Below are 24,209 nucleotides of genomic sequence, written 5' to 3'. Positions count from 1 at the left end.
GTCCGTGCAGATCGGCATCCACTACGCGAGCTTCAGCCACCCCGACTGGCAGACCCGGTTGGCCGAGCGGCTCACTGAGACGGCACGGGTGGCCGACCAGGGCGGCGTCGCGCAGCTCACCGTCATGGACCACTACTTCCAGATGGAGCAGCTGGGCGGGCCCGCGGAGCCGATGCTCGAGGGCTACACGACACTCGGCTACCTGGCCGCTGGGACCGAGCGCCTGCGCCTGGGGCTGCTGGTGACCGGCTCGACGTACCGGCACCCCGGCCTGCTCGCCAAGATCGTCACGACGCTCGACGTGCTCTCGGGCGGCCGGGCGATGCTGGGCCTCGGCGCCGCGTGGTACGACCGCGAGCACGCCGCCCTGGGCGTGCCGTTCCCGCCGACGGCCGAGCGCTTCGAGCGGCTCGAGGAAACGCTGCGGATCTGCCGGCAGATGTGGGGCGCGGACGACGGGCCGTTCGAGGGCCGGCACTACCGGCTCGCCGAGACCGTCTGCGTGCCGCCGCCCGTGCAGCAGCCGCACCCGCCGATCCTGGTCGGCGGGGGAGGGGAGCGCAAGACGCTGCGGCTGGTCGCGCAGTACGCCGACGCGTGCAACCTGTTCCCCGACGGCCCGGACGGGGTGCGGCACAAGCTCGACGTGCTGCGCCGGCACTGCGACGCCGTCGGCCGCGACTACGACGAGATCGAGAAGACGATGCTCGGCGGCGCGGGCGGCCCGGACCCGCTGGGGGAGACCGACGCCTGGCTCGCCGAGATGGAGCGGTACGCCGCGCTCGGCATCAGCCTCGTGGCGCTGATGCCGCCGACCGACGACCCGGCCGGGTGGACGGGCGCGATCTGCGAGCGGGTGCTGCCGCGCCTGGCGCAGCTCGCCTCCTGGCGCGACTCCTAGAGGACGCTCAGGCCGTACATCTCGCCGAGCGGGTCGGAGATCAGCTCCACGCGGGTCCCGTCGGGGTCGCGGAAGTACATCGAGGTACCGCTCTCCAGGAGGTACTCCACGCCGGCCGCGTCCAGGTTGACCCGCAGCCGCTCCCAGCGCTCCGGCTCGACCGAGATCGCGAGGTGGTGCAGGCCGCCGAGGACCTCGGCGTACGGTCCGACATCGAGGCCGGGGAAGTCGAAGAACGCGATCAGGTTGCCGTTGCCGATGTCGAAGAAGAAGTGGTTGGAGCCGGCGTAGTCCCGGTTCTCGACGATCTCGGTCAGCGGGAACTCCAGCACCTCCTGGTAGAAGCGCACCGTCCGCTCGACGTCCGCGCACACGATCGCGACGTGGTGCAGGCCGCGCGCCGCGGACGGCGCCCGGGAGGACGTGGGGGACAGGTAGGTTCTCCGGATCCGCTCGCGCTCGGCGGCGATGGCGGCCAGGTCCCGCTCGGTCATGGCGGGACGCTACCCCCGGGTCCGGGACCTCGGCTACGCCGAGCACGCTGATTTGCGCTAGAATCGTGTACATGACGACGCTCTCGCTTGCTGCCGCGCGGGCCAGCCTGTCCAAGCTCGTGGAGGCGGCGGTCACCACGCACGAGCGGTTCGAGGTGACGCGGAACGGCGATCGGGTCGCCGTGCTGCTCAGCGCCGAGGACTATGACGCGCTGCTCGAGACCGTCGACGTCCTCAGCCGCGCCGATGAGGTCGAGGCCCTGCGCGCGGGGCTGGCGGACCTCGAGGCCGGGGAGGTCTCGACGCTCGACGAGGTCCGCGTCGCGATGCAGCGACGCGGGCGACTGCCCGCGTGAGCGCTCCCGACGAGGGTGGTACCGGCTACGAGGTCGTCTTCACCCGAGGCGCTCGGCGCGCCCTGGAGTGGGACCTGCCGGCGGCCGTGGCGATGGCGGCGTTCGAGTTCATCCGCGGGCCGCTGCGCGAAGCGCCCCGCCGCGTGGGCAAACCCCTCCTCGAGCCGCTCACGCCGCTGTGGTCGGCGCGGAGGGGCGAGTACCGCATCCTGTATCGCATCCTCGACCGGCGCCTGGTGATCGCGGTGGTCACGATCGCGCACCGGCGAGACGCCTACGGGCGCCGGGAGTGAGAGCCGCCGGGGCAGGCTGCGGGCGGCGCTGACGGTCGTGGTCCCGGACCACCCGTGGATCGGGCGGCTGCGGGGCCTCCGGGGAGCGGGCTCAGCCTGCGTGACCTGACATAATGTCAGTTATCGGCGATACGCGCAGGAGCGCCCGGAGCCGGTCGAAGTCCAGCCGCCGACCGTCCCTCATGGTGAGACGTACGCCGCCAGGTGCTCGCCCGTGAGCGTCGACCGGGCCGCGACCAGGTCGGCGGGCGGGCCCTCGAAGACCACCCGGCCGCCGTCGTGGCCGGCGCCCGGACCGAGGTCGACGATCCAGTCCGCGTGCGCCATCACCGCCTGGTGGTGCTCGATCACGATCACCGACCGGCCGGCGTCGACCAGCCGGTCCAGCAGGCCGAGCAGCTGCGCGACGTCGGCGAGGTGCAGCCCCGTGGTGGGCTCGTCGAGCACGTAGACCTCGCCCTTGTCGGCCAGCTGGGCCGCGAGCTTGAGGCGCTGCCGCTCCCCTCCCGACAGGGTCGTGAGCGGCTGCCCCAGACTGACATAACCGAGACCCACGTCCGCGAGCCGCTCCAGGATCCGGTGCGCCGCCGGAGTGGCCGCGTCGCCCTCCGCGAAGAAGGCCAGCGCCTCGGTCACCGGCATCGCGAGCACCTCGCTGATGTCCTTGCCGCCGAAGGCGTACTCCAGGACCGCCGCCTGGAACCGCTTGCCCTCACAGTCCTCGCAGGGCGACTCCATCGTGGCCATCACGCCGAGGTCGGTGAAGATCACGCCGGCGCCGTTGCAGGTCGGGCAGGCGCCCTCGGAGTTGGCGCTGAACAGCGCCGGCTTCACCCCGTTGGCCTTCGCGAACGCCTTGCGGATCGGGTCGAGCAGCCCGGTGTACGTCGCCGGGTTGCTGCGCCGCGAGCCCTTGATCGCGCCCTGGTCGATCACGACGACACCGTCGCGGCCGGCCACCGACCCCTGGACCAGCGAGCTCTTGCCCGACCCGGCGACGCCGGTGAGCACGCACAGCACGCCCAGCGGGAGGTCGACGTCGACGTCTCGGAGGTTGTGCGTCGAGGCGCCCCGGACCTGCAACGCGCCGGTCGGCTGCCGGACCGCGTCCTTGAGCGACGCACGGTCGTCGAGGTGCCGGCCGGTCACGGTGGCGCTGCCGCGCAGCCCGTCGTACGTGCCCGCGAAGACGACCTGGCCGCCGGCGCTGCCGGCGCCCGGTCCGAGGTCGACGACGTGGTCGGCGATCGCGATCGTCTCCGGCTTGTGCTCGACGACGAGCACGGTGTTGCCCTTGTCGCGCAGCTGCAGGAGCAGCCCGTTCATCCGCTCGATGTCGTGGGGGTGCAGCCCGATCGTGGGCTCGTCGAACACGTAGGTGACGTCGGTCAGCGACGAGCCGAGGTGGCGGATCATCTTGGTCCGCTGCGCCTCTCCCCCGGACAGCGTGCCGGCCGGCCGCTCGAGCGAGAGGTAGCCGAGCCCGATCTCCGCGAACGAGTCGAGCAGGTGCTGCAGCCCGGCGACCAGCGGCGCCACCGTGGGGTCGTCCAGGTCGCGCAGCCAGGCGGCCAGGTCGGTGATCTGCATCCGGGACAGGTCCGCGATGTTCTTCCCGGCGATCCGCGAGGAGCGGGCCTCCGCGCTCAGCCGGGTGCCGTCGCAGTCCGGACAGGTCGTGAACGTGATCGCGCGCTCGACGAAGGCCCGGGTGTGCGGCTGCATCGCCTCGACGTCCTTGGAGAGCATCGACTTCTGGATCTGCGGGATCAGGCCGAGGTAGGTCAGGTTGATCCCGTCGACCTTGATCTTGGTGGCCTCCCGGTACAGGAGGGTGTCGAGCTCCTTCTTCGTGTACATGCCGATCGGCTTGTCGGGGTCGAACCAGCCGCAGCCGCGGAAGATCCGCCCGTACCAGCCCTCCATGCTGTAGCCGGGGATCTTCAGCGCGCCCTCGTTGAGCGAGAGGCTGTCGTCGTACAGCGCGGTCAGGTCGAAGTCGGAGACCGAGCCCATCCCCTCGCAGCGCGAGCACATGCCGCCGAGGTAGACGGCCTTGCGCACCACCTTCCGCTCGGTCCGGCCGCCCTTCTCGGTGGTCATCGCACCGCTCGCGACCCGGGTCGGGACGTTGAAGGAGAACGCCGTCGGCGAGCCGATGTGCGGGTCGCCGAGCCGGCTGAACAGGATCCGCAGCATCGCGTAGGCGTCGGTCGCCGTGCCGACCGTGGAGCGGGGGTTTGCTCCCATCCGCTCCTGGTCGACGATGATCGCGGTCGTCAGGCCCTCGAGGACGTCGACCTCCGGGCGCGCCAACGTGGGCATGAAGCCCTGCAGGAACGCGCTGTAGGTCTCGTTGATCAGCCGCTGGGACTCGGCCGCGATCGTGTCGAAGACCAGCGAGCTCTTCCCCGAGCCGGAGACCCCCGTGAACACGGTGAGCCGGCGCTTCGGGATCTCGACGTGCACGTCGCGCAGGTTGTTCACCCGGGCGCCGTGCACCCGGATCACCTCGTGGCTGTCGGCGGGATACGGCGTGCGGGTCGGCGTCACGGTCTTCGGGGCCATGCCGGGCGGACTCCTTCGGGTTGCGGTTCAGTCGAGCTGCTGGATGCGGACCAGGTTGCCCGCGGGGTCGCGGAACGCGCAGTCGCGCACGCCGTACGGCTGCAGGGTCGGCTCCTGGACGACCTCGGCGTCGGTGGCCTGGACCCGGTCGAACGTGGTGTCGAGGTCCTTGGTCGCCAGCAGGATCCAGCCGTAGGTGCCCTTGGCCATCATCTCGGAGATCATCCGGCGCTCGTCCTCGGTGATGCCGGGGTCCGCGGCGGGCGGCGCCAGCAGGATGCAGGTGTCGGGCTGGCCCACCGGGCCGACGGTGATCCACCGCATCGTGCCGGTCCCGACGTCGCTGCGGACCTCGAAGCCGAGGACGTCTCGGTAGAAGGTCACCGACTCCTCGGGGTCGACGTGCGGGAGGGCCGTGGTGTGAATGGTGATGTCCATGGCGCTCACGCTAGGCGGGTGCCGGCGTCGGCGCTTCTCGATTCCTGACCGGTCGGGTGACCTGCTTCGCGACGCAGGACGGCAGGCCGAGCGTCGCCTGGGCCGCCTCCTCGCGGTAGTTGCTGGGGGGCACGCCGACCAGCTCGGTGAACCGGGTGCTGAACGTGCCCAGCGAGGAGCAGCCGACCTCGAAGCACACCTCGGTGACCGACAGGTCGCCGCGGCGCAGCAGCATCATCGCGCGCTCGATCCGGCGGGTCATCAGGTAGGCGTAGGGCGGCTCGCCGTACGCCAGTCGGAACTGGCGGCTCAGGTGCCCGGCCGACAGGTGCACCCCGCGCGCGAGCGCCTCGACATCGAGCGGCTGGGCGTACTCCCGGTCGATCCGGTCCCGGACCCGGCGCAGGCGCGCGAGGTCGCGCAGGTCGGGGCCGCGCGCGGGTCGGGTCGCCACGTCCGCGATCGTGCCACACCGCGCCGCCTCCCGCCGGTCGGTCGCGGTTCCTTCAGTGCCGACCACACCGGCCGATGGCAGAGGTATCCGAGGGGTGATCGGGGGCCTCCTCTGGACACGGAGGTCCGAAACCATCAGGGACGATGAGGGAGGAAGCGCCATGTGGGACACCGTCGAGACCAGCACCGAGCACCTGTCGCACGACCGGCCGTGCCCGCTGTGCGGGCACGCGCTGCACGTCTACCTCGCGTGCGACGGCTGCGACTGCGAGCCACAGCCGGTCCGGGCCGCCTGAGCGGCCCGGCTCAGGAGCCGCCGCGGCGGCGTTCGAGGGCGTCGAGGTCGCGCTCGGCGTAGAGGCGGTGCAGCCACTCCTCGTTGATGATCGCGCGCAGGCAGCGGCGTACGGCGTAGGCGTCCGGGGGCGGGTAGCCGGGCGCGTCGACCGGCTCGGTGTCGCCGGCCAGCCGCTCGTCGGTCAGCTCCGCGAGCACGGCGCGTACCGTGGCCACCCGGTCGGCCCGCACACCGAGCACCTCCTCCAGGCTCGGCCGGGCGCCGGGATCGTTCGGGACACCCGGCACGTCTCCCATCTCGGTGTGCGGCAGCCCGAGGGGGTCGAACGGCGCCGCCTCGCCGAGCACCGCGCGCCGCACCCACGCGTCGGTCGCGAAGACCAGGTGCCGCAGGGTCTCGATGAAGGACCACTCGCCGTCCACCCGCTCGTGGAGCAGGTCGGGTGGCAGCCGCCGGGCCCGCTCGACGGTCACCGCCCACAGCTGCTCGAGGGCGGCCCAGGCCGTGCGGTAGCCCTCGGCGTCGACGGGGCGCATCTTCACGCGCTGCGGGTGGCGGCGGTCGAGCTCGGCCTCCACCAGTGGCGCGACCTCGATGCCGTTCACGCGCAGGCCGTCGATGTCGCCGTCGAGCTCGGCATCGGTGAGCAGCGCGCCGCGGATCACGGCGCCGCTCAGGTCCACGTTGTGGAAGCGCGACCGGCTCAGATCGACGTTCTCGAAGCGGGACCCGGCGAGGTCCTCCTGGACGTGTTCGACCACGGTCTCACCGTAGACGGGGCCCCCGACGGCGGTCCTCCCCTGGCCCGGTCGGGCTACCCGGGCCTGCCCCGTCCGGGTGGTTCGGCGCGGTCCGCGTCACGTTCGCCCCGCCGGATCCCTACCGTCGAAAGCGATGGTCCGGCGTCCGCTCGCCCGGTCAGACCCGTTCTCCACAGGTCGCCCGGGGCCGGGTTGGCCGGGCCTCGCTGGGGGGCACGATCGACGGTACGAGAGGAGGTAGAGCCATGTGGGACACCGTCCAGACCAACGCGGTGCACCTGTCGCACGACATGCCGTGCCCACATTGCGGGCACGCCCTCCACACCTACCTTGCGTGCGGAGACGCCTGCGACTGTGAGCCGGCGCGTCCGCGCCGGTACGCCGAGGCCGTCCTCGTCTGAGTCGCGCCAACGACTCCCCCGACCCCCCACCCGGAGCGTCGGCCGGGCACCCGCGTGGTGCCCTCAGCCGACCGGGTCGACGGTCGCCACCCGCTTGAGCACGGGCAGTTCCGGGCGGCCGTCGACCTCCCCCGCGACCCACCAGAGCCGCATCCCGCGGGCGCCGAGCTCCAGGATCGCCAGGTTGTTGTCGTACCAGGGGCCCTGCGTGACGGCCCAGCGCATCGGCTCGAGCGGCACCCGGCCCGCGAGCGAGAGCAGCCGGCCGAGCAGGCCGGCCGGCCGCTTCGAGGAAGCCTGCATGAACCCGCGCATGACCCGCGGGAGCGGGTTCCGGATCGGCGAGCAGACCGCCTGCACGATCCGGCTGGCGGCCTGGCCGTGTCGCGGCCACGCCTCCGCGATGTAGCTGTGGTGCACGTCGCCGGACAGGAAGGTGACCGTGCGCGGCGCCCGCCCGCGCCGCCCGGCGGCGACCTCGAGCACGATCTCGGCGACCTCGCGGAAGCCCCGCTGGAACGCCGCCCAGTGCTCGAGGTCCGCGGCTGAGCGGGCGTGCTCGCCGAGCCAGCTGCCCGGGCGCCCCCACGCCCCTTCGGCGATCGACTCGCTGAACGACTCGACGTGGTGCAGCCCGGGCGCCAGCAGGAACGGCAGCGAGGTGCCGACCAGGAGGTGGTCGACGTCCCCCCGCAGCTGGGCGTCGAGCCACATCAGCTCACCGTCGTCGAGCATCGAGCGGCGGTCGGGCTCGAGCACGCGGGCGGCGCGCGAGTCCACGACGACCAGCCGCGCCTGGGTGTCGAAGTCGCGGGAGTAGCTCCACCGGTACGTCTCCGGGTGCTGGTCCGCACGGTCGGCCAGCGCGTCCAGCGCGTCGGTGACGTCCAGCTCCTCCCCCTCGCCGGCCGCGCCGTCGTAGGACGTGATCCGCCGCCAGAGCTCGTCGACGGCGCGCTCGTCGGGCCCGAGGTTGCCCAGGTGCTGGTAGACCCAGTACGACGCCAGGCCACCCACGACGCGGTCGTGCCACCACGACGTCGCCTCCATCGCCTGGCGCCACGACCAGCTGGTGTTCCAGTCGTCGCGGATGTCGTGGTCGTCGAAGATCATCGCGCTGGGCAGGGTGGAGAGCAGCCAGCGGTTCGCCGGGTCGCGCCACGCGAGGGAGTACAGATGGGCGTACTCCTCGTAGTCCTTCAGCTCGTACCACGGCGCCTGCTCGGGGTCGCGGCGCCGCTCGATGAACGCGCGCATCTCGTCGCTCGTCTCGTCGGCGTAGACCTGGTCGCCGAGGAACAGCACCAGGTCCGGCCAGCGCTCGCTGTCCTCGGGCGAGTCCGCGGTCGTGACGCCCGCCATGAACAGCGCGTAGGCGCGCAGCGCGTCGACCCCGAACTGCGCGTTGCCGTGCACGTCGTTGGAGACGCTGACCCGGCACGAGCCGAACGCCATCCGCAGCGGCTTGCCCGGCTCGAGGGTCGGGATCACCGACGGCGGGAACACCGCGAGCTCGGGGTCCTCCGAGGGCCACACCCGGGCCGCGTCGACGTCGACCGTGTACGGCGTGTGGGTGCCGGGCTCGAGGCCGGTCAGCTCGACCAGTGCGTAGTGGTGGCCGTGCGCGGCGAAGGTCCGGCTGGTGGCCGCATGCGCTCCGGCGGTGACCGTGACCGCGGCGTCGCGGGCCGTCTCGACCCAGATCGTCGCGGTCGTGGCGTCGACGTACCGCAGCAACGGGCCGAGCACCAGATCCGACATGGAAGCGAACCTAATACGCTGGGGCCCATGGCGACCCCTGTGCAGCGCACTTCCCACGTCCCAGCCCACCCCGCCGCCGACCTCCCGTCGGCCGAGCCCGTCCCCGTCGTCGCGCCGTTCGGCTGGCTGCTGGCGCTCCTCGGCGGTGTCGGGCTGGTGCTCGCGACCTGGCTGATCTACCCCATCGACTACGACGGCATGTGGGCCGGCTACCGCGGCAGCCTGATCGGGACCGTGGTGATCGTGGCGGCGCTGTGGCTGCGCACCTCGCTGCCGGCCCGGCCCGCGATCGGCCTGATCGGGCTGTCGGGGGTGCTGCTGGTGCTGTTCGCGGTGTTCCTCGACAACTCCCAGCGGGTGCTCGTCAGCGAGCTGGTCGCCGGGATCGTGCTGCTGCTGGGCGCCGGCCTGCAGGCCGCCGGCCCGCAGCACAAGTAGCCGCAGCTCGCCTCAGGGCTCGATCAGCACCTTGATCGCCTGCCGCTCGTCCATCGCCCGGTAGCCCTCGGCTACCTGGTCGAGCGGCAGGGTGCTGTCGAAGACCAGACCGGGCTCGATCCGGTCGGCCAGCACCAGCTCGAGCAGTTCCGGGATGTAGCGCCGGGTCGGCGCCATCCCGCCGGCGAGCCCGATGTTGCGCTGGAACATCTCGCGCACCGGCAGCTCCACGCCGTGCGGGACACCGACGAAGCCGACGGTCGAGCCGGGGCGAGCGGTCGAGAACGCGGTGCGCATCGCCTGGTCGGTGCCGACGCACTCCAGGACCGCGTCGGCCCCCACTCCCCCGGTGATCTCCATGATCGCGGCGGTGCCCTCGTCGCCGCGCTCGGCCACGATGTGCGTCGCCCCGAAGCGCCGCGCGAGCTCCTGGCGCGGCTCGTGCCGGGACATCGCCACGATCGTCTCCGCGCCGAGCACCGACGCGGCCAGCACCCCGCACAGCCCGACCGCGCCGTCGCCGACCACGACCGCCGTACCGCCCTCGCGGACGCCGGCGGACACCGCCGCGTGCCACCCCGTCGGGAGCACGTCCGAGAGCGTGAGCAGCGACGGCACCAGGCCCGCGTCCGGGGTGCCCTGCGTGGCGACCAGGCTGCCGTCGGCCTGGGTGACCCGGGCGTACTCGGCCTGGCCGCTGACGGTGAAGCCCAGGTTGACGCAGGCGGACTGAGCGCCCGCCAGGCAGTGCGGGCAGGTGTTGTCGCAGTGGTCGAACGGCACGATCACGAAGTCGCCGGGCCGGACGCTGCGGACCTCGGCACCGACCTCCTCCACCACGCCGACGCACTCGTGGCCGATCGTGGCGCCGGGACGGATGTCGTTCTCGCCGCGGTAGGGCCACAGGTCGGAGCCGCAGATGCAGCCCGCGACCACCTTGACGATGGCGTCCGTGGGGGCGGTGATCGCCGGGTCGGGGACTTCGGAGACGCGGATGTCGCGGAGGCCGTGGATCGTCGTTGCACGCATGCCAGCATCTTGTCAGCCGGCCCTCCCCCGGCCGCCCCGGGCGCCGGACGGGCTGGTTGTGGCGTTATCTCATATGTGAGTTACCGTGGCGGTATGAGCGAGGGATACAAGAACCGCATCGGGAACCTCATTCGTGATGCCCGCAAGCACCGGGGCCTGACCCAGCACCAGCTCGCGGACCTGCTCGGCACCAGCCAGAGCGCGATCAACCGGATCGAGAAGGGGCACCAGAACCTCTCCCTGGAGATGCTCGCCCGGATCGGTGCCGCGCTCGACTCCGAGATCGTGGCCCTCGGCGCCGGGCCCACCCACCTGCGGGTGAACGGCCCGACCACGCTGTCCGGCGAGATCGACGTCAAGACCTCCAAGAACGCCGGGGTCGCGCTGCTGTGCGCCACCCTGCTGAACCGGGGGCGCACCACGCTGCGCAAGGTCGCCCGGATCGAGGAGGTCAACCGGCTGCTCGAGGTGCTGACCAGCATGGGCGTGCAGTGCCGCTGGCTCAACGACGACAACGACCTCGAGATCGTGCCCCCGCGGACCCTCGAGCTGGACCACATCGACGCCGACTCGGCGCGCCGCACCCGCTCGATCATCATGTTCCTGGGCCCGCTGTTGCACCGCGCGGACGCCTTCGAGCTGCCGTACGCCGGCGGCTGCGACCTCGGCACCCGCACCGTCGAGCCGCACATGGCGGCGCTGCGGCCCTTCGGCCTGGAGGTGAAGGCCACCGAGGGCAACTACCACGCGGCGGTCAACCACGCGGTCGAGCCCGGACGCCCGATCGTGCTCACCGAGCGCGGCGACACCGTGACCGAGAACGCCCTGATGGCGGCGGCGCTGCACCCCGGCACCACCGTGATCCGCAACGCCTCGTCGAACTACATGGTCCAGGACCTGTGCTTCTACCTCGAGCGGCTCGGCGTGCGCATCGAGGGCATCGGCACCACGACGCTCGCGGTCACCGGCCTCGCCGAGATCGATGTGGACGTCGACTACGCGCCCAGCGAGGACCCGATCGAGGCGATGTCGCTGCTGGCCGCCGCGATCGTCACGAAGTCCTCGATCACGATCCGCCGGGTGCCGATCGAGTTCCTCGAGATCGAGCTGGCCCTGTTGGAGGAGATGGGCTTCTGCTACGACCGCTCCGCGGAGTACGTCGCGCTCAACGGCCACACGCGACTGGTCGACATCACCACGCGGCCCTCCGAGCTGCACGCGCCGCTCGACAAGATCCACCCGATGCCGTTCCCCGGCCTGAACATCGACAACCTGCCGTTCTTCGCGGTCATCGCCGCCGTTGCCCAGGGCCAGACCCTGCTGCACGACTGGGTCTACGAGAACCGGGCGATCTACCTCACCGACCTGAACAAGCTCGGGGCGAAGGTGAAGCTCCTCGACCCGCACCGGGTGATGATCGAGGGTCCGACGAGCTTCACCGGCACCGAGCTCGTCTGCCCGCCGGCGCTGCGCCCCGCGGTCGTCATCCTGCTGGCGATGCTCGCCTCGAAGGGCACCTCGGTGCTGCGCTCGACGTACGTCATCCACCGCGGCTACGAGGACCTCGCCGAGCGCCTCAACCAGCTCGGCGCCACCATCGAGACGTTCCGAGACATCTAGCGAGCTGGATCAGCGCCACTTCGGCACGCAGGCCCAGAGCCTCGCGGCTACTCGAAGAGCGTCTCCACCCAGGCCCGCGGTGAGGGCTTGCCGACGGGCGGCGCGGTCATGTCGGCGGTGATCCGCGGCATCGGCGCCGTGTGTTGGCCGGCATGGCGGTGCCAGTCGTTCTCGGCCTCGATCAGCGCGCCGAGGTCGGGCCGGGCGAGGAACACGCCGTGCCCGTCGGGACACTGGCTGACCTCACCCTCGCCCAGGGACGCGCTCAGGGCGTGCGACACCATCTCGGTGCCACAACGAGGACAGGTCAAGGTCTCCATGGTCCGACGCTACCGCCCGGCCTGCGGCGCGCGGTGCACCCGGGGTCGGGTTTACTGCATCCCGTGGTCACCCCGCGCACCGGATTCGGCTACCTCGACGAGCCCGGCCCCGTGCTGGCGTTCGCGCACCGCGGCGGCGCCTACCATCCGGAGATCGAGGGCCTGGAGAACACCCTGGCGGCGTTCCGCCACGCGGTGGCGCTCGGCTACGGGTACCTCGAGACCGACGCGCACGTCACCCGGGACGGGGTCCTGCTGGCCTTCCACGACAGCGTGCTCGACCGGGTGACCGACCAGCGCGGCGAGATCGGCGCGCTCACCCACGCCGAGGTACGCCGAGCGCTGGTCGGCGGCCGCGAGTCCGTCCCGACCCTCGCCGAGCTGTTCGAGGCGTTCCCGCGCGCCCGGTTCAACATCGACCTCAAGTCCGACGGCGCGGTGCCGGCCCTCGCCGAGTTCATCGCCGCGCGGGAGGCGTGGGGCCGGGTCCTGGTCGGCTCCTTCTCGCGGCGTCGTACCCGCCGGTTCCGCGCCCTGACCGCCGGCCGGGTGCCGACGGCGGCCACCCCGGTCGAGATCGCCCTGTTCCGCTTCCTGCCCAGCGCCCGGCTGGCCGCGCTGCTCAGCGGCGGCCGGTCGGCCGCGCTGCAGGTCCCCCACCGCCGGGGACGGCTGACGATCGCGACCGCCGGGCTGGTCCGGCGGGCGCACGCCACCGGCCGGCACGTCCACGTGTGGACCATCGACGACGCCGACGAGATGCGGCTGCTGCTCGACCGGGGCGTCGACGGGCTGTTCACCGACCGGACCGACATACTCAAGGACGTCCTCACCGAGCGGGACCAGTGGCAGGACGGGGCACGGGGCCAGGACAGGGAGGCGCCATGACGGCGAGCGGGATCGCGGACCTCGGCCCGCTCCGGCGGGCGCGCGAGCAGCAGGCCTGGTACTGGTACGACTGGGCGAACAGCGCGTACGTGACGACCACGGCCGCGGTGCTGTTCGCGCCGTACCTCACCTCGGTCGCCGAGAAGTCCGCGTGCGGCTTCGTCACCGACGAGGACAAGGGCCTCAAGTGCACCGAGGACCTGCACGTCCTCGGGCTCAGCCTCTCCGCCGGCTCGCTGGTCTTCTACATCGTCACCGCGGCCACGATCCTCTCCGCGCTGGTGCTGCCGGTCGTCGGCGCGATCGCCGACCGGAGCGGCGCCAAGCCGCGGCTGCTGGGTGGGTTCGCCTGGGCCGGCAGCCTGATGGCGATGCTGATGTTCCTGGTCACCGGCAGCAACTGGCAGCTCGGCGCCGGGCTGCTCCTGCTCGCGACGCTCTTCCTCGGCGCGAGCCTGGTGGTGTACGACGCCCTGCTCGTCGACATCGCCGACCCGGACGACCGAGACCGGGTGTCCTCGCGCGGCTGGGCGCTCGGCTACCTCGGTGGGGGCATCCTGCTCGCCCTGAACTTCGGCCTGCTGAGCGTGATGAGCGACGACACCGAGCTCGCCGTCCGGATCAGCCTGCTCAGCGCCGGCCTGTGGTGGGCCGTCTTCACGATCATCCCGGTGCGGGGCATCCGCGCCCGGCCGCCGGTGCACCCGGTCGCCGAGCCCGGCGGCCTCCTGCGGGCGAGCTTCGGGCAGCTCTGGCGGACCCTGAAGGACCTGCGCCGCTATCCGGTGACGATGACGTTCCTGGCCGCGTACCTGTTCTACAACGACGGCATCCAGACCGTGATCTACGCGGCGTCGGTCTACGGCGAGAAGCAGCTCGGCTTCGAGAAGAGCACCGTGCTGCTGGCCTTCCTGGTGGTCCAGTTCGTCGGCATCCTCGGTGCGCTGTGGTTCGGGCGGGTCGCCCGCGGACGGGGCGCCTACCGGGTGATCCTCGGTGGGCTCGTCGTGTGGCTGCTGGTCGTGGTCGCCGGCTGGCTCACCCCGGACGAGAACCTCCCGCTGTTCCTGCTGCTGGCCGTCGGGATCGGCATCGTGCTCGGTGGCACCCAGGCCCTCTCCCGGTCCTTCTACAGCCAGCTCATCCCGCGCGGCCGCGAGGCGGAGTACTTCTCGCTCTACCAGGCCTGCGAGCGCGGGACCAGCTGGGTGGGGACCCTGATCTTCGGCCTCGTCCACCAGTGGACCGACTCCTACCGGCCGGCGCTGCTCGCCCTGGTGGTGCTGTTCGTGGTCGGGATCGTGCTGCTCCTGCGGGTCGATCCGCGCCGCGGGATCCGGGAGGCCGGCAATCCGCTCCCCCAGGTGGTCTGAGCGCGGCCGCTCCGGCCCGTCGGCGCCTCTTCGAGGGCCACGTGAGCGCCGTCACCCGGCGATGCTGAGGAATCTTGCGGGCGCCAGTACCGTTGAACGGGTTGAGACGTCGCCCGGCGGGGTACAAAGAGATCCCGGAGTCCGGTGTCGCGAACGCTGTCACGAACACGGGGTTCGTCCGTCTCGGTCAATACATGGGGACAACAAATCGGGAGGTGGCTCATGGCGGAGCGCACACTGCGGGGAGCGCGGCTCGGGGGCCAGAGTTTCGAGGATGAGCGCGGCATCGAGTTCGCGGCTCGTCAGCAGGTCGGTTACCGGTGTCCCCAGGGGCACGAGTTCGAGATCACGATGTCGGTCGAGGCGGACGTGCCCGCCGTCTGGGAGTGCCCGCGGTGTGGGGCCGAGGCGCTGAGCGTCTCCGGCATCCAGCCCGAGGCCAAGGCGGAGAAGCCGGCGCGGACGCACTGGGACATGCTCTTGGAGCGGCGCTCGGAGAAGGAGCTCGAGGACATCCTCAAGGAGCGGCTGCAGCTGCTCCGCGACGGGGAGATCGGGCCCGCGCACCTGCACCGCGCCAACCAGAAGAAGCGCAAGGCGACTGCCTGACGGCTACTCGTCGACCACCTCGCCCCGGACGACCGGGCCCTCGGGCCCGCGTCCGGGGCGAGTCGCATTCCCAGGGCCGTTTCCGAGCACCCGGCGCGACACCAGGGTCGTCAGCAGCCCGCGGAACAGGGGCCGGGTGACCGGCAGGATCAACAGCACCCCGAACGCGTCGGTGACGAACCCGGGCGCGAGCATCAAGGTGCCGCCGACGAGGATCAGGGCCCCGTCGGCGAGCTCCCTGGCCGGCATCCGGCCGCTCTCCAGCGCCTCGCGCAGCGCCCGCCACGCCCGGCCGCCCTCGTGGCGGATCAGCAGGGTGCCCAGGACGCTGTCGAGCACCAGCAGCAGGATCGTCCACCAGGCGCCGATCACCTGGCCGACCTGGACGAGGACGTAGATCTCGAGCAGCGGCATCCCGACGAACAGCGCCACCAGCAGCAGGGCCAGCGGCCGGCGCCGCCTGCTCACCGGCGCTCCCGGGCCCGGCGTACCTGGGCGGTGCGCTCCCGCAGCCCCCAGGCGGTGATCCGCCGGAGCGACTCGGCGGCCACCGCACCGCTCATCTTCGAGTCGCCGCGGACCCGCTCCACGAACTCGATCGGCACCTCCTGGACGCTCAGTCCAGCGCTCAGGGCGCGGGCGACCATGTCGGTCTGGAAGACGTACCCGGTCGACTGCACAGACTCGAGGTCGATCTTCTCCAGGGTCGCCCGGCGGAACAGCCGGTAGCCGGCCGTCGCGTCCCGCACAGGCACGCCGAGCAGCATCCGGACGTACAGGTTCCCGCCGCGGGAGAGCAGCTCGCGCCGCCGCGGCCAGTTGACGACCGAGCCGCCCGGCACCCAGCGTGATCCGATGACGAGGTCGGCGCCGCGGAGCGCCTCGAGCAGGCGGCCGAGCTGCTCGGGCTGGTGGCTGCCGTCGGCGTCCATCTCCCCGATCACGTCGTAGCCCGCCGCCAGCGCGACCCGGAAGCCGTGCAGGTAGGCGGCTCCCAACCCGGCCTTGCTCGTGCGGTGCACGACGGAGACCGCAGGATCCGTGCGCGCCAGCTCGTCGGCGACCCTCCCGGTGCCGTCCGGCGAGCCGTCGTCGACGACCAGCACGTCGACGTCCGGTTGGGCGGCCCGCAGGCGCGCCACGATCCAGGCGAGGTTGCTCGCCTCGTTGTACGTCGGGATCACCACCACGACGCGGCCGAGACCCTCGATGCCCCGTGTGCTCGCCGGCTCACTCACCTGCGGGTCGCCCTCCATTCGCTGTCGTGGCAGCAACGGGGCGGTCGGATCCTGCTCGGCCGTCCTCGGCCTGCTGCCGGTCCCGCTTCCGACCATACGGGAGCGATCGTGAAGCGAGCGTGAACACCAGACCGACGGCGGTCAGCGCGATGAGGAACCGGCCGGGCCAGGCGCCGAGGCGCACCGCCGGCGTGACGGCGTCGATCAAGCCGACCTGCTCGACGAGCACCCGCTGCGTGCGCGGCGCAGCGCTCGCGACCACCTGTCCGTCGGGGGCGATCACCCCCGAGACGCCGTTGGTCGAGGCGACCGCCAGCCAGCGGCCCGTCTCGATCGCCCGGAGCCGGGTGATGGCGAACTGCTGGTCGATCTGGTCGGTGTGGATGAACGTGGCGTTGCTGGTCTGCACGACGAGCAGCTCGGCGCCCCGGCTGACCTGGGCGTAGATGCCGTCGTCGTACGCCACGTCGAAGCAGATCGCGTCGGCGACCTCGACGCCCGCCACCTGCAGCGGCGTCTTGCGGGTCCCGGAGAGCATGTCGCGCGGGATCTCGGCGAGCCGCCCGAACTGGCGGGTGAAGAACTCGCGAGCCGGGATGTACTCGCCGAACGGCACCGGGTGCCGCTTGGTGTAGCGGTCCCCCGCCCCCGTGACGGGGTCCCAGACGATGCCCTGGTTGAGCACGTGCTCGGGACCGGCGTCCACGATCGCACCGACCAGGATCGGCACCCCGATCGCGGCGCTGGCGGCGCGGATCCCGCTGTTGGTCCGGCCGTCGCGGAACGGGTCGATCGCGGTGGAGTTCTCGGGCCAGAGCACGAAGTCGGGCCGGGGTACGGCGCCCGCCGCGACGTCGCGGGCGAGGTCGACGGTGACGTCCACCTGGTTCTGGGTGACCTGCCGGAAGTCGTAGAGGATGTCGTCGCCGTTGCCGGGGACGTCGCCCTGCACCGCAGCGACGGTCGCCTCGCCGGTGGTCTCGGCCGACCAGGGGAAGGCCACGGGCAGCGCGGTCGCCGCGACCAGGGCGATCAGGAGGCCCGCGGCGAGCCGCTGCTCGCGGGCGCGCGCGACCGCGACCCAGGCGAGGAGGGTGCCGCTGAGGGCGAGGAGGAAGCTCACCCCGACCGAGCCGACCCACGGCAGTGCCTTGGCCACCGGCGTGTCGACCACGGCGAAGGCCAGCCGCCCCCAGGGCATGCCGCTGAACGGCCAGCCACTGCGCCAGACCTCGATGGCGACCCAGGCGGCGGCGACCCACAGCGGCCACCAGCGGTGCCGGCACAGGATCGCTGTCAGGGCGGCCAGCAGCCCGATGAAGGCCGCCTCGACGGTGGCCAGCGCGAGCCAGGCGTCGGGGCCTACGGCACGCATCCAGAACAGCAGCACGTACTGGAAGCCGATCCCGAACAGCAGCCCGGGCAGCCAGGCGGAGCGGGCCCGGAGCCCGCGCACGGAGAGCACGAAGCCCGCGACGGCGAATGGGATGACGATCGGCACCGCGACCGGCTCGAACGCCAGGGAGAGAGCGACCCCGGACAGGGCGGCGAGGAGCAGGCGGGCGGGCACGAGAAGAAAGTACCGGCCCGGCGTTCGCCGGACCGGTCTGATCCCCCGTGCAGGCACTGCTCGCGGTTCGGTCTGCACTCCCGTTGCAGATCACGGAAGGGTCCCGCACCCTTCGGACCAGCACGACGCCGACTGGCTGCCGAGAACGTGGCTGTTGTCTAGGGGACGCGGGTCCCTTCCGTATCCGCTCTCGCGGAGCGGACCGACCTCCGCGAACCAGGGCGGACGGATGGTTGGCACTGCCATCCTCGACCCGGCCACTCGGACGTCGGTTCGCCGGCCACGATCTGCATGAGCGGACGGCACACACTGGATCGCGGAGCGCTCGCCTGTCAACCGCCCGATGACCTGCGAGAACGCGCGAACCCGCAGGTCACGGACCTGCTCCGAACGCGGAAAATGGCCAGGAATTTCCTCGGCTCCCGGCGTGTCGCGCACGGACGCGCCGAGCGGGTGCGGTCGACGCTGCGGTGGCTCCGGAAGGTCATCGAGACGGTGTCACCGCTGCCCCGTCTGTCTGAGGTCTCGGCGAATACGCTCGGAAGGGCCGCTCAGCCGGGGACGACGACCGTGCCGGTGGCGGTGGTGGCCAGGATCGGCTCCGCCAGCAGCTCGGCCGCACCGGGGCGCTCGTCAGTCGCGGCGCCCCGCGCGACGACGTGCACCGCGAGGTCGAGCACCCGGGAGCGGGTCCCGACCCGGGTCAGCGCTGCGGTGATCTCCAGGACGTCGCCGGCGCGCACCGGCGCCCGGAACTGCACGTCGGAGTACGACGCGAACAGCCCCTCGTCGCCGTCGGTGCGGATGCACATCTCGGTGGCCACGTCGCCGAACAGCCCCAGGCTGTAGGCGCCGTCCACGAGGTTGCCCGCGTAATGCGCGTGCGAGTAGGGCACGTAGCGCCGGTGGGTGACGCGGAGCCCGACCTCGGGGGTCGGGGACGGGGTGGTCATGCTGCGGCTCCCTTCGCTGCCAGCCGGTGGACCAGGTACGACGCGACCTCTGCCGGCGTCGTACCCCGGACGAAGATCCGGTCGACGCCGAGGTCGCCGGCCATCGACTCGTCGAAGCGCGGCCCGCCGACGACCAGGAGCGGACGCCGGTCGGAGGGGTATGCCTCCCGGAACGCCGCGGACATCTCGCGGGTGTTGAGCAGGTGCGCGTCGCGCTGGGTGACGACCTGTGAGACGAGCACGGCGTCGGCCTTCTCGGCGCGGGCCCGCTCGACCAGCTGCGGCACCGACACCTGGGCCCCGAGGTTCACGACCTTGAGCTCGCGGTAGTACTCGAGGCCCTTCTCGCCGGCGAAGCCCTTGATGTTGAGGATCGCGTCGATGCCGACGGTGTGGGCGTCGGTGCCGATGCAGGCGCCGACGACGGTGAGCCGGCGGCGCAGCGCACGCTTGATCGCGGCGTTCGCCTCCTTGGGGCTCAGTAGCGGGTAGTCGCGCTCGACCACCGTGACCTCGTCGAGGTTCACCAGGTGGTGGACCCGCCCGTAGACGACGAAGAACGTGAAGTCGGGTCCCATCGGCTTGGTGTGCACGACGAGGGCCGGGTCGAGACCCATCTTGTTCGCCAGCTGGGCCGCGGCGCCCTCGGCGCGCTTGGCGTTGTCACCTCGGCCGTCGACGGGGAGGGTGAAGCTGACCTGCACCATGCCGTCGCCGGTGGTGTCGCCGTACGGTCGGACGAGCTCGCTCATGCCTGGTCCTCGAGGATCTCGCTGGCGGGGTTGTAGTACGCGCTGGACTTGCGGGCCACGCCGTCGAGGCCCTTGCCGGCGTCCGCGGGCCGCTTCATCAGCCCGAAGGTGCCGTCCGCGATGGCGTTCAGCAAGGTGTCGTCGACGATCCGGTCGAGCAGGTCGATCGACTCGGCCAGCACCTGGTGGGCGCGCTGGATGATGAACCCGCCCGGCTCGGGCCGGAAGTCGCGGTGCAGGTCACCGGCCGCGTTCATCACGTAGCGCACGTTCTCCAGCGCCAGGTCGCGGTCGGAGAGCCACGGGGTCACGACCGCCTCGGTCATCATCCCGACCAGGAGGATGCTCTGGCCGGTCAGGGCGCCGACCAGGTTGAAGAACCCGTCGAGCAGGTAGCCGCGGAACACGTCGCCGGTCATGTGCCGGGTCGGTGGCATCCACTTCAGCGGAGCGCCGGGGAAGAGCTCGCGGGCCAGGAGGGCGTGCGCCAGCTCGAGCCGGAACGAGTCAGGGACCTCGGGGTCGATCTCGAACGCGTGCCCCAGGCCGAGCTGCCAGTCCTCGAGGCCGGCCTCCTTGGCGAAGAACTCGTTGAGCAGCTGGCTGGTGGTGACGGTGTGCGCCGCCTCGACCGCGTCGGCGGTGGTGAGGTAGTTGTCCTCGCCGGTGTTGATGATGATCCCGGCACGCGCATGCACCTGGCGGCTGAACCGCTGGTCCACGAAGGTGCGGACCGGGTTGATGTCGCGGAACAGGATCCCGTACATCGAGTCGTTGAGCATCATGTCGAGCCGCTCGAGCCCGGCGAGGGCGGCGATCTCGGGCATGCACAGGCCGGAGGCGTAGTTGGTCAGCCGGACGTAACGGCCGAGCTCCTTGCTCGACGCGTCGAGCGCGGCGCGCATCAGCCGGAAGTTCTCCTGGGTGGCGTAGGTGCCGGCGAACCCCTCGCGGGTGGCGCCCTCGGGGACGAAGTCGAGCAGGCTCTGGCCGGTCGAGCGGATCACCGCGATCACGTCGGCACCGGCCCGGGCGGCGGCCTGCGCCTGCGGGATGTCCTCGTAGATGTCGCCGGTCGCGACGATCAGGTAGATCCACGGCGTCCGTGGCGCGTCGCCGTACCGGCGGATCAGGCGGTCGCGCTCGGTGCGACGCCGGTCGATCTGCCGGATGCCGCGCTGCACCTGGGCCCGCGACGCGCGCCGGGCCCGGTCGGCGTCCTTGCCCTCCGGCAGCCGGAACCGCACCGAGCCGGCGGACGCCTTCTCGGCGAGCGCTGCGAGGTCCTCGGCCTCGCCGCGCAGCAGCGCGTCCCAGACGGGCAGGGCGACCCCGTGCTCGAGGCCGCCGTCGCCGGCCAGGTCCGCACGGACCGCCTCGAGGAGCCGGTTGACCCAGGGCGTGCCGTCGGGGTCGGCACCCTCGAGCCCGGCCAGCCGCAGCGTCGCGCGCTCGACGGAGACGGTCGTGTGCCGCTTCGCCATCGTCACGATCGGGCGACCGGCCTTGCGGGCCAGGGCCCGGGCCTGCCGGACGACGGCGGGGTCCAGGTCGAGCTTCCCGGTGGCCCGGCTCATCCGAGCCTCCCCTCGAAGAGACCGCGCACGCCGGGGGCGTCGCGGAGCAGCTCGAGCGCGTACGCCGCGTGCCCGGGCGCGTAGCCGTTGCCGATCAGCATCGTGACGTCGGCCGCCAGGCCCTCGGCGCCGAGCGCTGCCGCAGAGAACGAGGTGGCCATCGAGAAGAACACCACGGTGCCCCGCTCCGCGGTGGCCAGGATGGCGCCGCCCTCACAGCCCGGAACGTCGACGCAGACGACCGTGACGTCGGCCGGGCCGCCGGCCTTCGCGACCGCGTCCCGCAGCCCGACGGCGTCGCGGGCGTCGGCGATCACGACCTCGTCGGCCACACCGGCCTCACGCAGCAGCGCCGCCTCGGCCTCGTGCGGGACGACGCCGATGGTGTGCCGCGCGCCGGCCCGGCGGGCGGCGGCCAGGCTCAGCGAGCCGGACTTGCCGGCGCCGCCGACCACGGCGACCACCGGGGCGTCGTAGGACCCGACCACCCGGGCCGTCAGCGCCGGAGCGCCGCACACGTCCATCACCGACAGGCTGAGCTCAGCGGGCAGGTCGTCGGGCAGCACCGCCGCGATCGACCGGCCGAAGAGCACGGCGTACCCGTCGCAGGGCACCTGCTCCCCCAGGCCGTCCCACCGGGCCAGGCCGTCCTCGATGACCAGCGGGGTGAGCGTGAGCGAGACCAGGGTCGCGATCCGGTCGCCGACGGCCAGGCCGAGCGGCGAGTCCGGGCCGACCTCCTCGACGGTCCCGACCAGCATGCCGCCGGAGCCGGTCTCGGGGTTCTGCATCTTTCCGCGCCGGGCGACGATGTCGAGGACCTCGGCGCGGATCGCGCCCCCGTCGGGCCGGCCGTCGGCGGTGTGCGTGCGCTCGAGCTGGCGATACGACGCGGCATCCAGGTTCAGCCGCTCGACCCGCACCCGGACCTCGTCGGGCCACAGCTCGCGGCGGGTGTCGAGCCGCTCGGCCGCCTGGGGCAGCCGCGCTCCCCCGCCGGGCGCGTCGTCGAGGACCCGGTGCAGGCCGGTCGGGTCGCTGGTCAGAGGCATCGACACGAAGCATCCTCCGATAAAACGGTGTTGAGACAGGAAAGGATCCGGCGTGCCTTTGGACAAACCGTATGATCTTCTCCTACTCTGACAGATGAGGCGCGACCGGCACAACCGACGCGCCCACGGTCCCGTCCGCGCCACCCCGAGGAGCCCCGCGATGACCACGAACACGAGCATCGAGACCTCCGTCGCCCAGGTCGAGGCGCGCAGCGGACAGCCCTACCCGTACCGCCGCACCGAGCTGGTCGAGCCCGACTGGACCCGCTTCCCCGGCTGGCGCGAGGTGAGCCGCGAGGACTGGGAGTCGGTGCAGTGGCAGCGGGCGCACTGCGTGAAGAACGTGCGGCAGCTGCGCGAGCTGCTCGGCGACCTGGTGGAGGAGCGGTTCTACGCCGACCTCGAGCGCGACCAGGCCGAGCGGGCCACGATGTCGATGCTGGTGCCGCCGCAGATGATGAACACGATGGTCCCCCACGAGGTCCCGGCGGGCCCGGGCTCGCTCACCGAGGCGTTCTACGCCGACCCGGTGCGCCACTACATGATCCCGGTCTTCTCCGACCGGCGCACCGACTGGCCCTCGCACCCGCACGCCACCCGGGACTCCCTGCACGAGCACGACATGTGGGTGGCCGAGGGGCTCACCCACCGCTACCCGACCAAGGTGCTCGCCGAGCTGCTGCCGACCTGCCCGCAGTACTGCGGCCACTGCACCCGGATGGACCTGGTCGGCAACTCGACGCCCACCATCGACAAGCTCAAGTTCGTCGCCAAGCCGAACGACCGGCTCGGCGACATGCTGGACTACCTGCGCCGGACACCGCAGGTGCGCGACGTGGTCGTCTCCGGCGGCGACGTCGCCAACCTGCCCTGGCCCCGGCTCGAGGACTTCTTGACCCGGCTGCTGGAGATCGAGAACATCCGCGACATCCGGCTCGCCACCAAGGCGCTGGTGGGCCTGCCCCAGCACTGGCTCCAGGAGGACGTGCGCGCCGGCATGGCCCGTGTCGCCGGCACCGCCCGGTCCCGCGGGGTCTCGCTCGCGATCCACACGCACGCCAACCACGCCAACTCGATCACCCCGCTGGTCGCCGACGCCACCGCGGCGATGTTCGAGGCCGGGGTCCGCGACGTACGCAACCAAGGCGTGCTGCTCAACGGCGTCAACGCCGGCCCGGACGCCCTGCTCGACCTGTGCTTCCGGCTGCTCGACGGCGCGCAGATCATGCCGTACTACTTCTACATGTGCGACATGATCCCGTTCTCGGAGCACTGGCGGGTCTCGGTCGCCGACGCGCAGCGGCTGCAGCACCACATCATGGGCTACCTCCCCGGCTTCGCGACCCCGCGCATCGTGTGCGACGTGCCGTTCGTCGGGAAGCGCTGGGTGCACCAGGTCGCGGACTACGACACCGAGCGCGGCATCTCGTACTGGACCAAGAACTACCGCACCTCGATCGAGACCGAGCAGGCCGACGCGCTCACCCGCACCTACGAGTACTACGACCCGATCCACACCCTGCCCGCCGAGGGCCAGGCGTGGTGGGCCGAGCACGCCCTGGACTGACGTCCCGGACGGGCAGTGCGCCGGTCAGGTGACCGAGCGGCTCTCGTAGGGCGTGGACAGCACGATCGTGGTGCGGGTCGCGACGTTCGCGGCCGCCCGGATCCGGGCGAGCAGGTCCTCGAGGTCGGTCGGCGTCGCCACCCGGACCTTGAGGATGTAGGACTCGTCGCCGGCCACCGACCAGCACGACTCGATCTCCGGGATCGGACGGACCCGCTCGGGCGAGTCGTCGGGCTGGGAGGGGTCGATCGGCCGGATCGAGATGAAGGCCGTGAGCGGGAGCCCGAGCTGCTCGTGATCGATGATCGCGGCGTAGCCCCGGATCAGGCCGCGTCCCTCGAGGCGCTTGACCCGCTGATGGACCGCCGACGTCGACAGGCCGGTGGCCTTGCCGAGGTCGGTGAAGGACATCCGGCCGTCGTTCGCGAGGAGCCCCAGGATCCTGCGGTCGGTGCCTTCGAGTTCGGACTGGCTCACGGCGTTCAGCGTAGCGTCGCGT

The 24,209-nt window shown here is 72.0% G+C and carries 27 protein-coding genes; 11 read left to right on the top strand and 16 right to left on the bottom strand.

Going from position 1 to position 24,209, the window contains the following annotated elements; genetic code table 11:
- The first annotated feature begins 4 nt into the window (after positions 1 to 4).
- Positions 5 to 901, top strand: a complete 897-nt coding sequence (locus NOCA_RS15075) for an LLM class F420-dependent oxidoreductase (RefSeq protein ID WP_011756126.1) — start codon at positions 5 to 7, stop codon at positions 899 to 901.
- On the opposite strand, the gene NOCA_RS15070 is transcribed toward NOCA_RS15075, so the two are convergent.
- Entirely contained in the window at positions 898 to 1,395 is a 498-nt protein-coding gene (locus NOCA_RS15070; protein ID WP_011756125.1) for a VOC family protein, read from the bottom strand. The genes NOCA_RS15075 and NOCA_RS15070 overlap by 4 nt on opposite strands.
- A 71-nt stretch (positions 1,396 to 1,466) precedes the next feature.
- Between NOCA_RS15070 and NOCA_RS15065 the strand changes: the two genes are divergently transcribed.
- Both NOCA_RS15065 and NOCA_RS15060 read left to right on the top strand, forming a co-directional pair.
- Positions 1,467 to 1,751 carry a type II toxin-antitoxin system Phd/YefM family antitoxin gene (locus NOCA_RS15065; protein WP_011756124.1) on the top strand — a complete coding sequence of 95 codons (285 nt, stop codon included), beginning with the start codon at positions 1,467 to 1,469 and terminating at the stop codon, positions 1,749 to 1,751.
- A complete protein-coding gene (locus NOCA_RS15060) occupies positions 1,748 to 2,044 on the top strand; it encodes a type II toxin-antitoxin system RelE family toxin (RefSeq protein ID WP_011756123.1) in 297 nt (98 codons plus the stop codon). The genes NOCA_RS15065 and NOCA_RS15060 overlap by 4 nt, the downstream gene beginning before the upstream one ends.
- A 180-nt stretch (positions 2,045 to 2,224) precedes the next feature.
- Here NOCA_RS15060 and NOCA_RS15055 read toward each other — a convergent pair whose 3' ends face one another.
- Genes NOCA_RS15055 through NOCA_RS15045 form a run of 3 tightly spaced genes read right to left on the bottom strand, consistent with a single transcriptional unit; the run spans position 2,225 to position 5,504 of the window.
- Positions 2,225 to 4,612, bottom strand: coding sequence for an ATP-binding cassette domain-containing protein (locus NOCA_RS15055; protein WP_011756122.1), 2,388 nt, complete (start codon positions 4,610 to 4,612; stop codon positions 2,225 to 2,227).
- 27 nt (positions 4,613 to 4,639) lie between these two features.
- Positions 4,640 to 5,050, bottom strand: coding sequence for a VOC family protein (locus tag NOCA_RS15050; protein ID WP_011756121.1), 411 nt, complete (start codon positions 5,048 to 5,050; stop codon positions 4,640 to 4,642).
- A gap of 10 nt (positions 5,051 to 5,060) precedes the next feature.
- Positions 5,061 to 5,504 (bottom strand): helix-turn-helix transcriptional regulator, encoded by a 444-nt coding sequence (locus NOCA_RS15045; RefSeq protein WP_011756120.1) that lies wholly within the window; start codon positions 5,502 to 5,504, stop codon positions 5,061 to 5,063.
- Between the two features lie 160 nt (positions 5,505 to 5,664).
- On the opposite strand from NOCA_RS15045, the gene NOCA_RS28470 reads away from it, so the two are divergent.
- On the top strand, positions 5,665 to 5,799 hold the full coding sequence (locus NOCA_RS28470) for a hypothetical protein (protein ID WP_274378259.1): 135 nt from the start codon (positions 5,665 to 5,667) through the stop codon (positions 5,797 to 5,799).
- 10 nt (positions 5,800 to 5,809) lie between these two features.
- On the opposite strand, the gene NOCA_RS15040 is transcribed toward NOCA_RS28470, so the two are convergent.
- On the bottom strand, positions 5,810 to 6,562 hold the full coding sequence (locus tag NOCA_RS15040) for a DinB family protein (protein WP_011756118.1): 753 nt from the start codon (positions 6,560 to 6,562) through the stop codon (positions 5,810 to 5,812).
- A 245-nt stretch (positions 6,563 to 6,807) separates the two neighbouring features.
- Here NOCA_RS15040 and NOCA_RS27830 point away from each other — a divergent pair, with 245 nt between their 5' ends.
- Complete coding sequence (locus tag NOCA_RS27830) at positions 6,808 to 6,963, top strand: hypothetical protein (protein ID WP_172419816.1); 156 nt, start codon at positions 6,808 to 6,810, stop codon at positions 6,961 to 6,963.
- A 63-nt stretch (positions 6,964 to 7,026) separates the two neighbouring features.
- On the opposite strand, the gene NOCA_RS15035 is transcribed toward NOCA_RS27830, so the two are convergent.
- Positions 7,027 to 8,724: an alkaline phosphatase D family protein gene (locus tag NOCA_RS15035; RefSeq protein ID WP_011756117.1), complete on the bottom strand. Its 1,698-nt coding sequence runs from the start codon at positions 8,722 to 8,724 to the stop codon at positions 7,027 to 7,029.
- Between the two features lie 27 nt (positions 8,725 to 8,751).
- On the opposite strand from NOCA_RS15035, the gene NOCA_RS15030 reads away from it, so the two are divergent.
- Positions 8,752 to 9,162: a hypothetical protein gene (locus NOCA_RS15030; protein WP_041546565.1), complete on the top strand. Its 411-nt coding sequence runs from the start codon at positions 8,752 to 8,754 to the stop codon at positions 9,160 to 9,162.
- 12 nt (positions 9,163 to 9,174) lie between these two features.
- Here the strand turns inward: NOCA_RS15030 and NOCA_RS15025 are convergent, their stop codons facing one another.
- On the bottom strand, positions 9,175 to 10,191 hold the full coding sequence (locus NOCA_RS15025; RefSeq protein ID WP_011756116.1) for a zinc-dependent alcohol dehydrogenase family protein: 1,017 nt from the start codon (positions 10,189 to 10,191) through the stop codon (positions 9,175 to 9,177).
- Positions 10,192 to 10,284: 93 nt separating this feature from the next.
- Here NOCA_RS15025 and NOCA_RS15020 point away from each other — a divergent pair, with 93 nt between their 5' ends.
- Entirely contained in the window at positions 10,285 to 11,811 is a 1,527-nt protein-coding gene (locus tag NOCA_RS15020; protein ID WP_011756115.1) for a helix-turn-helix domain-containing protein, read from the top strand.
- A gap of 47 nt (positions 11,812 to 11,858) precedes the next feature.
- Here NOCA_RS15020 and NOCA_RS15015 read toward each other — a convergent pair whose 3' ends face one another.
- Positions 11,859 to 12,131: a TFIIB-type zinc ribbon-containing protein gene (locus NOCA_RS15015; protein WP_083768165.1), complete on the bottom strand. Its 273-nt coding sequence runs from the start codon at positions 12,129 to 12,131 to the stop codon at positions 11,859 to 11,861.
- Between the two features lie 63 nt (positions 12,132 to 12,194).
- Between NOCA_RS15015 and NOCA_RS15010 the strand changes: the two genes are divergently transcribed.
- The 3 genes from NOCA_RS15010 to NOCA_RS15000 all read left to right on the top strand — a co-directional run bounded on the left by NOCA_RS15010 (position 12,195) and on the right by NOCA_RS15000 (position 15,001).
- Entirely contained in the window at positions 12,195 to 13,019 is an 825-nt protein-coding gene (locus tag NOCA_RS15010; RefSeq protein ID WP_011756114.1) for a glycerophosphodiester phosphodiesterase family protein, read from the top strand.
- Positions 13,016 to 14,392: an MFS transporter gene (locus NOCA_RS15005; protein ID WP_011756113.1), complete on the top strand. Its 1,377-nt coding sequence runs from the start codon at positions 13,016 to 13,018 to the stop codon at positions 14,390 to 14,392. The genes NOCA_RS15010 and NOCA_RS15005 overlap by 4 nt, the downstream gene beginning before the upstream one ends.
- Before the next feature lie 222 nt (positions 14,393 to 14,614).
- Positions 14,615 to 15,001, top strand: coding sequence for an RNA polymerase-binding protein RbpA (locus tag NOCA_RS15000; RefSeq protein ID WP_011756112.1), 387 nt, complete (start codon positions 14,615 to 14,617; stop codon positions 14,999 to 15,001).
- A gap of 3 nt (positions 15,002 to 15,004) precedes the next feature.
- On the opposite strand, the gene NOCA_RS14995 is transcribed toward NOCA_RS15000, so the two are convergent.
- From NOCA_RS14995 to NOCA_RS14965, 7 genes are all read right to left on the bottom strand, one after another.
- A complete protein-coding gene (locus NOCA_RS14995) occupies positions 15,005 to 15,469 on the bottom strand; it encodes an FxsA family protein (RefSeq protein WP_011756111.1) in 465 nt (154 codons plus the stop codon).
- Positions 15,466 to 16,239 carry a polyprenol monophosphomannose synthase gene (locus NOCA_RS14990; protein ID WP_011756110.1) on the bottom strand — a complete coding sequence of 258 codons (774 nt, stop codon included), beginning with the start codon at positions 16,237 to 16,239 and terminating at the stop codon, positions 15,466 to 15,468. Before NOCA_RS14990 ends, NOCA_RS14995 begins: the two co-directional genes overlap by 4 nt.
- Entirely contained in the window at positions 16,232 to 17,809 is a 1,578-nt protein-coding gene (gene lnt, locus NOCA_RS14985) for an apolipoprotein N-acyltransferase (protein WP_140403827.1), read from the bottom strand. The genes NOCA_RS14990 and lnt overlap by 8 nt, the downstream gene beginning before the upstream one ends.
- 551 nt (positions 17,810 to 18,360) lie before the next feature.
- A complete protein-coding gene (locus tag NOCA_RS14980; RefSeq protein WP_011756108.1) occupies positions 18,361 to 18,762 on the bottom strand; it encodes a hotdog domain-containing protein in 402 nt (133 codons plus the stop codon).
- Positions 18,759 to 19,514 carry an OAM dimerization domain-containing protein gene (locus tag NOCA_RS14975; RefSeq protein ID WP_011756107.1) on the bottom strand — a complete coding sequence of 252 codons (756 nt, stop codon included), beginning with the start codon at positions 19,512 to 19,514 and terminating at the stop codon, positions 18,759 to 18,761. Before NOCA_RS14975 ends, NOCA_RS14980 begins: the two co-directional genes overlap by 4 nt.
- Complete coding sequence (locus NOCA_RS14970; RefSeq protein WP_011756106.1) at positions 19,511 to 21,091, bottom strand: lysine 5,6-aminomutase subunit alpha; 1,581 nt, start codon at positions 21,089 to 21,091, stop codon at positions 19,511 to 19,513. Before NOCA_RS14970 ends, NOCA_RS14975 begins: the two co-directional genes overlap by 4 nt.
- The gene (locus tag NOCA_RS14965) at positions 21,088 to 22,143 is read right to left on the bottom strand and encodes an L-erythro-3,5-diaminohexanoate dehydrogenase (protein WP_041547689.1); all 1,056 of its coding nucleotides are present in this window, start codon (positions 22,141 to 22,143) and stop codon (positions 21,088 to 21,090) included. The genes NOCA_RS14970 and NOCA_RS14965 overlap by 4 nt, the downstream gene beginning before the upstream one ends.
- Positions 22,144 to 22,303: 160 nt before the next feature.
- Between NOCA_RS14965 and NOCA_RS14960 the strand changes: the two genes are divergently transcribed.
- The gene (locus NOCA_RS14960) at positions 22,304 to 23,710 is read left to right on the top strand and encodes a KamA family radical SAM protein (RefSeq protein WP_011756104.1); all 1,407 of its coding nucleotides are present in this window, start codon (positions 22,304 to 22,306) and stop codon (positions 23,708 to 23,710) included.
- Between the two features lie 24 nt (positions 23,711 to 23,734).
- Here NOCA_RS14960 and NOCA_RS14955 read toward each other — a convergent pair whose 3' ends face one another.
- Complete coding sequence (locus tag NOCA_RS14955; protein ID WP_011756103.1) at positions 23,735 to 24,187, bottom strand: Lrp/AsnC family transcriptional regulator; 453 nt, start codon at positions 24,185 to 24,187, stop codon at positions 23,735 to 23,737.
- Between the last annotated feature and the right edge of the window lie 22 nt (positions 24,188 to 24,209).

It is taken from the genome of Nocardioides sp. JS614, from assembly GCF_000015265.1.
Lineage (GTDB): Bacteria > Actinomycetota > Actinomycetes > Propionibacteriales > Nocardioidaceae > Nocardioides.
The sequence above is the reverse complement of the archived record's forward strand: the minus strand, read 5'-3'. Positions and strand labels throughout refer to the sequence as shown.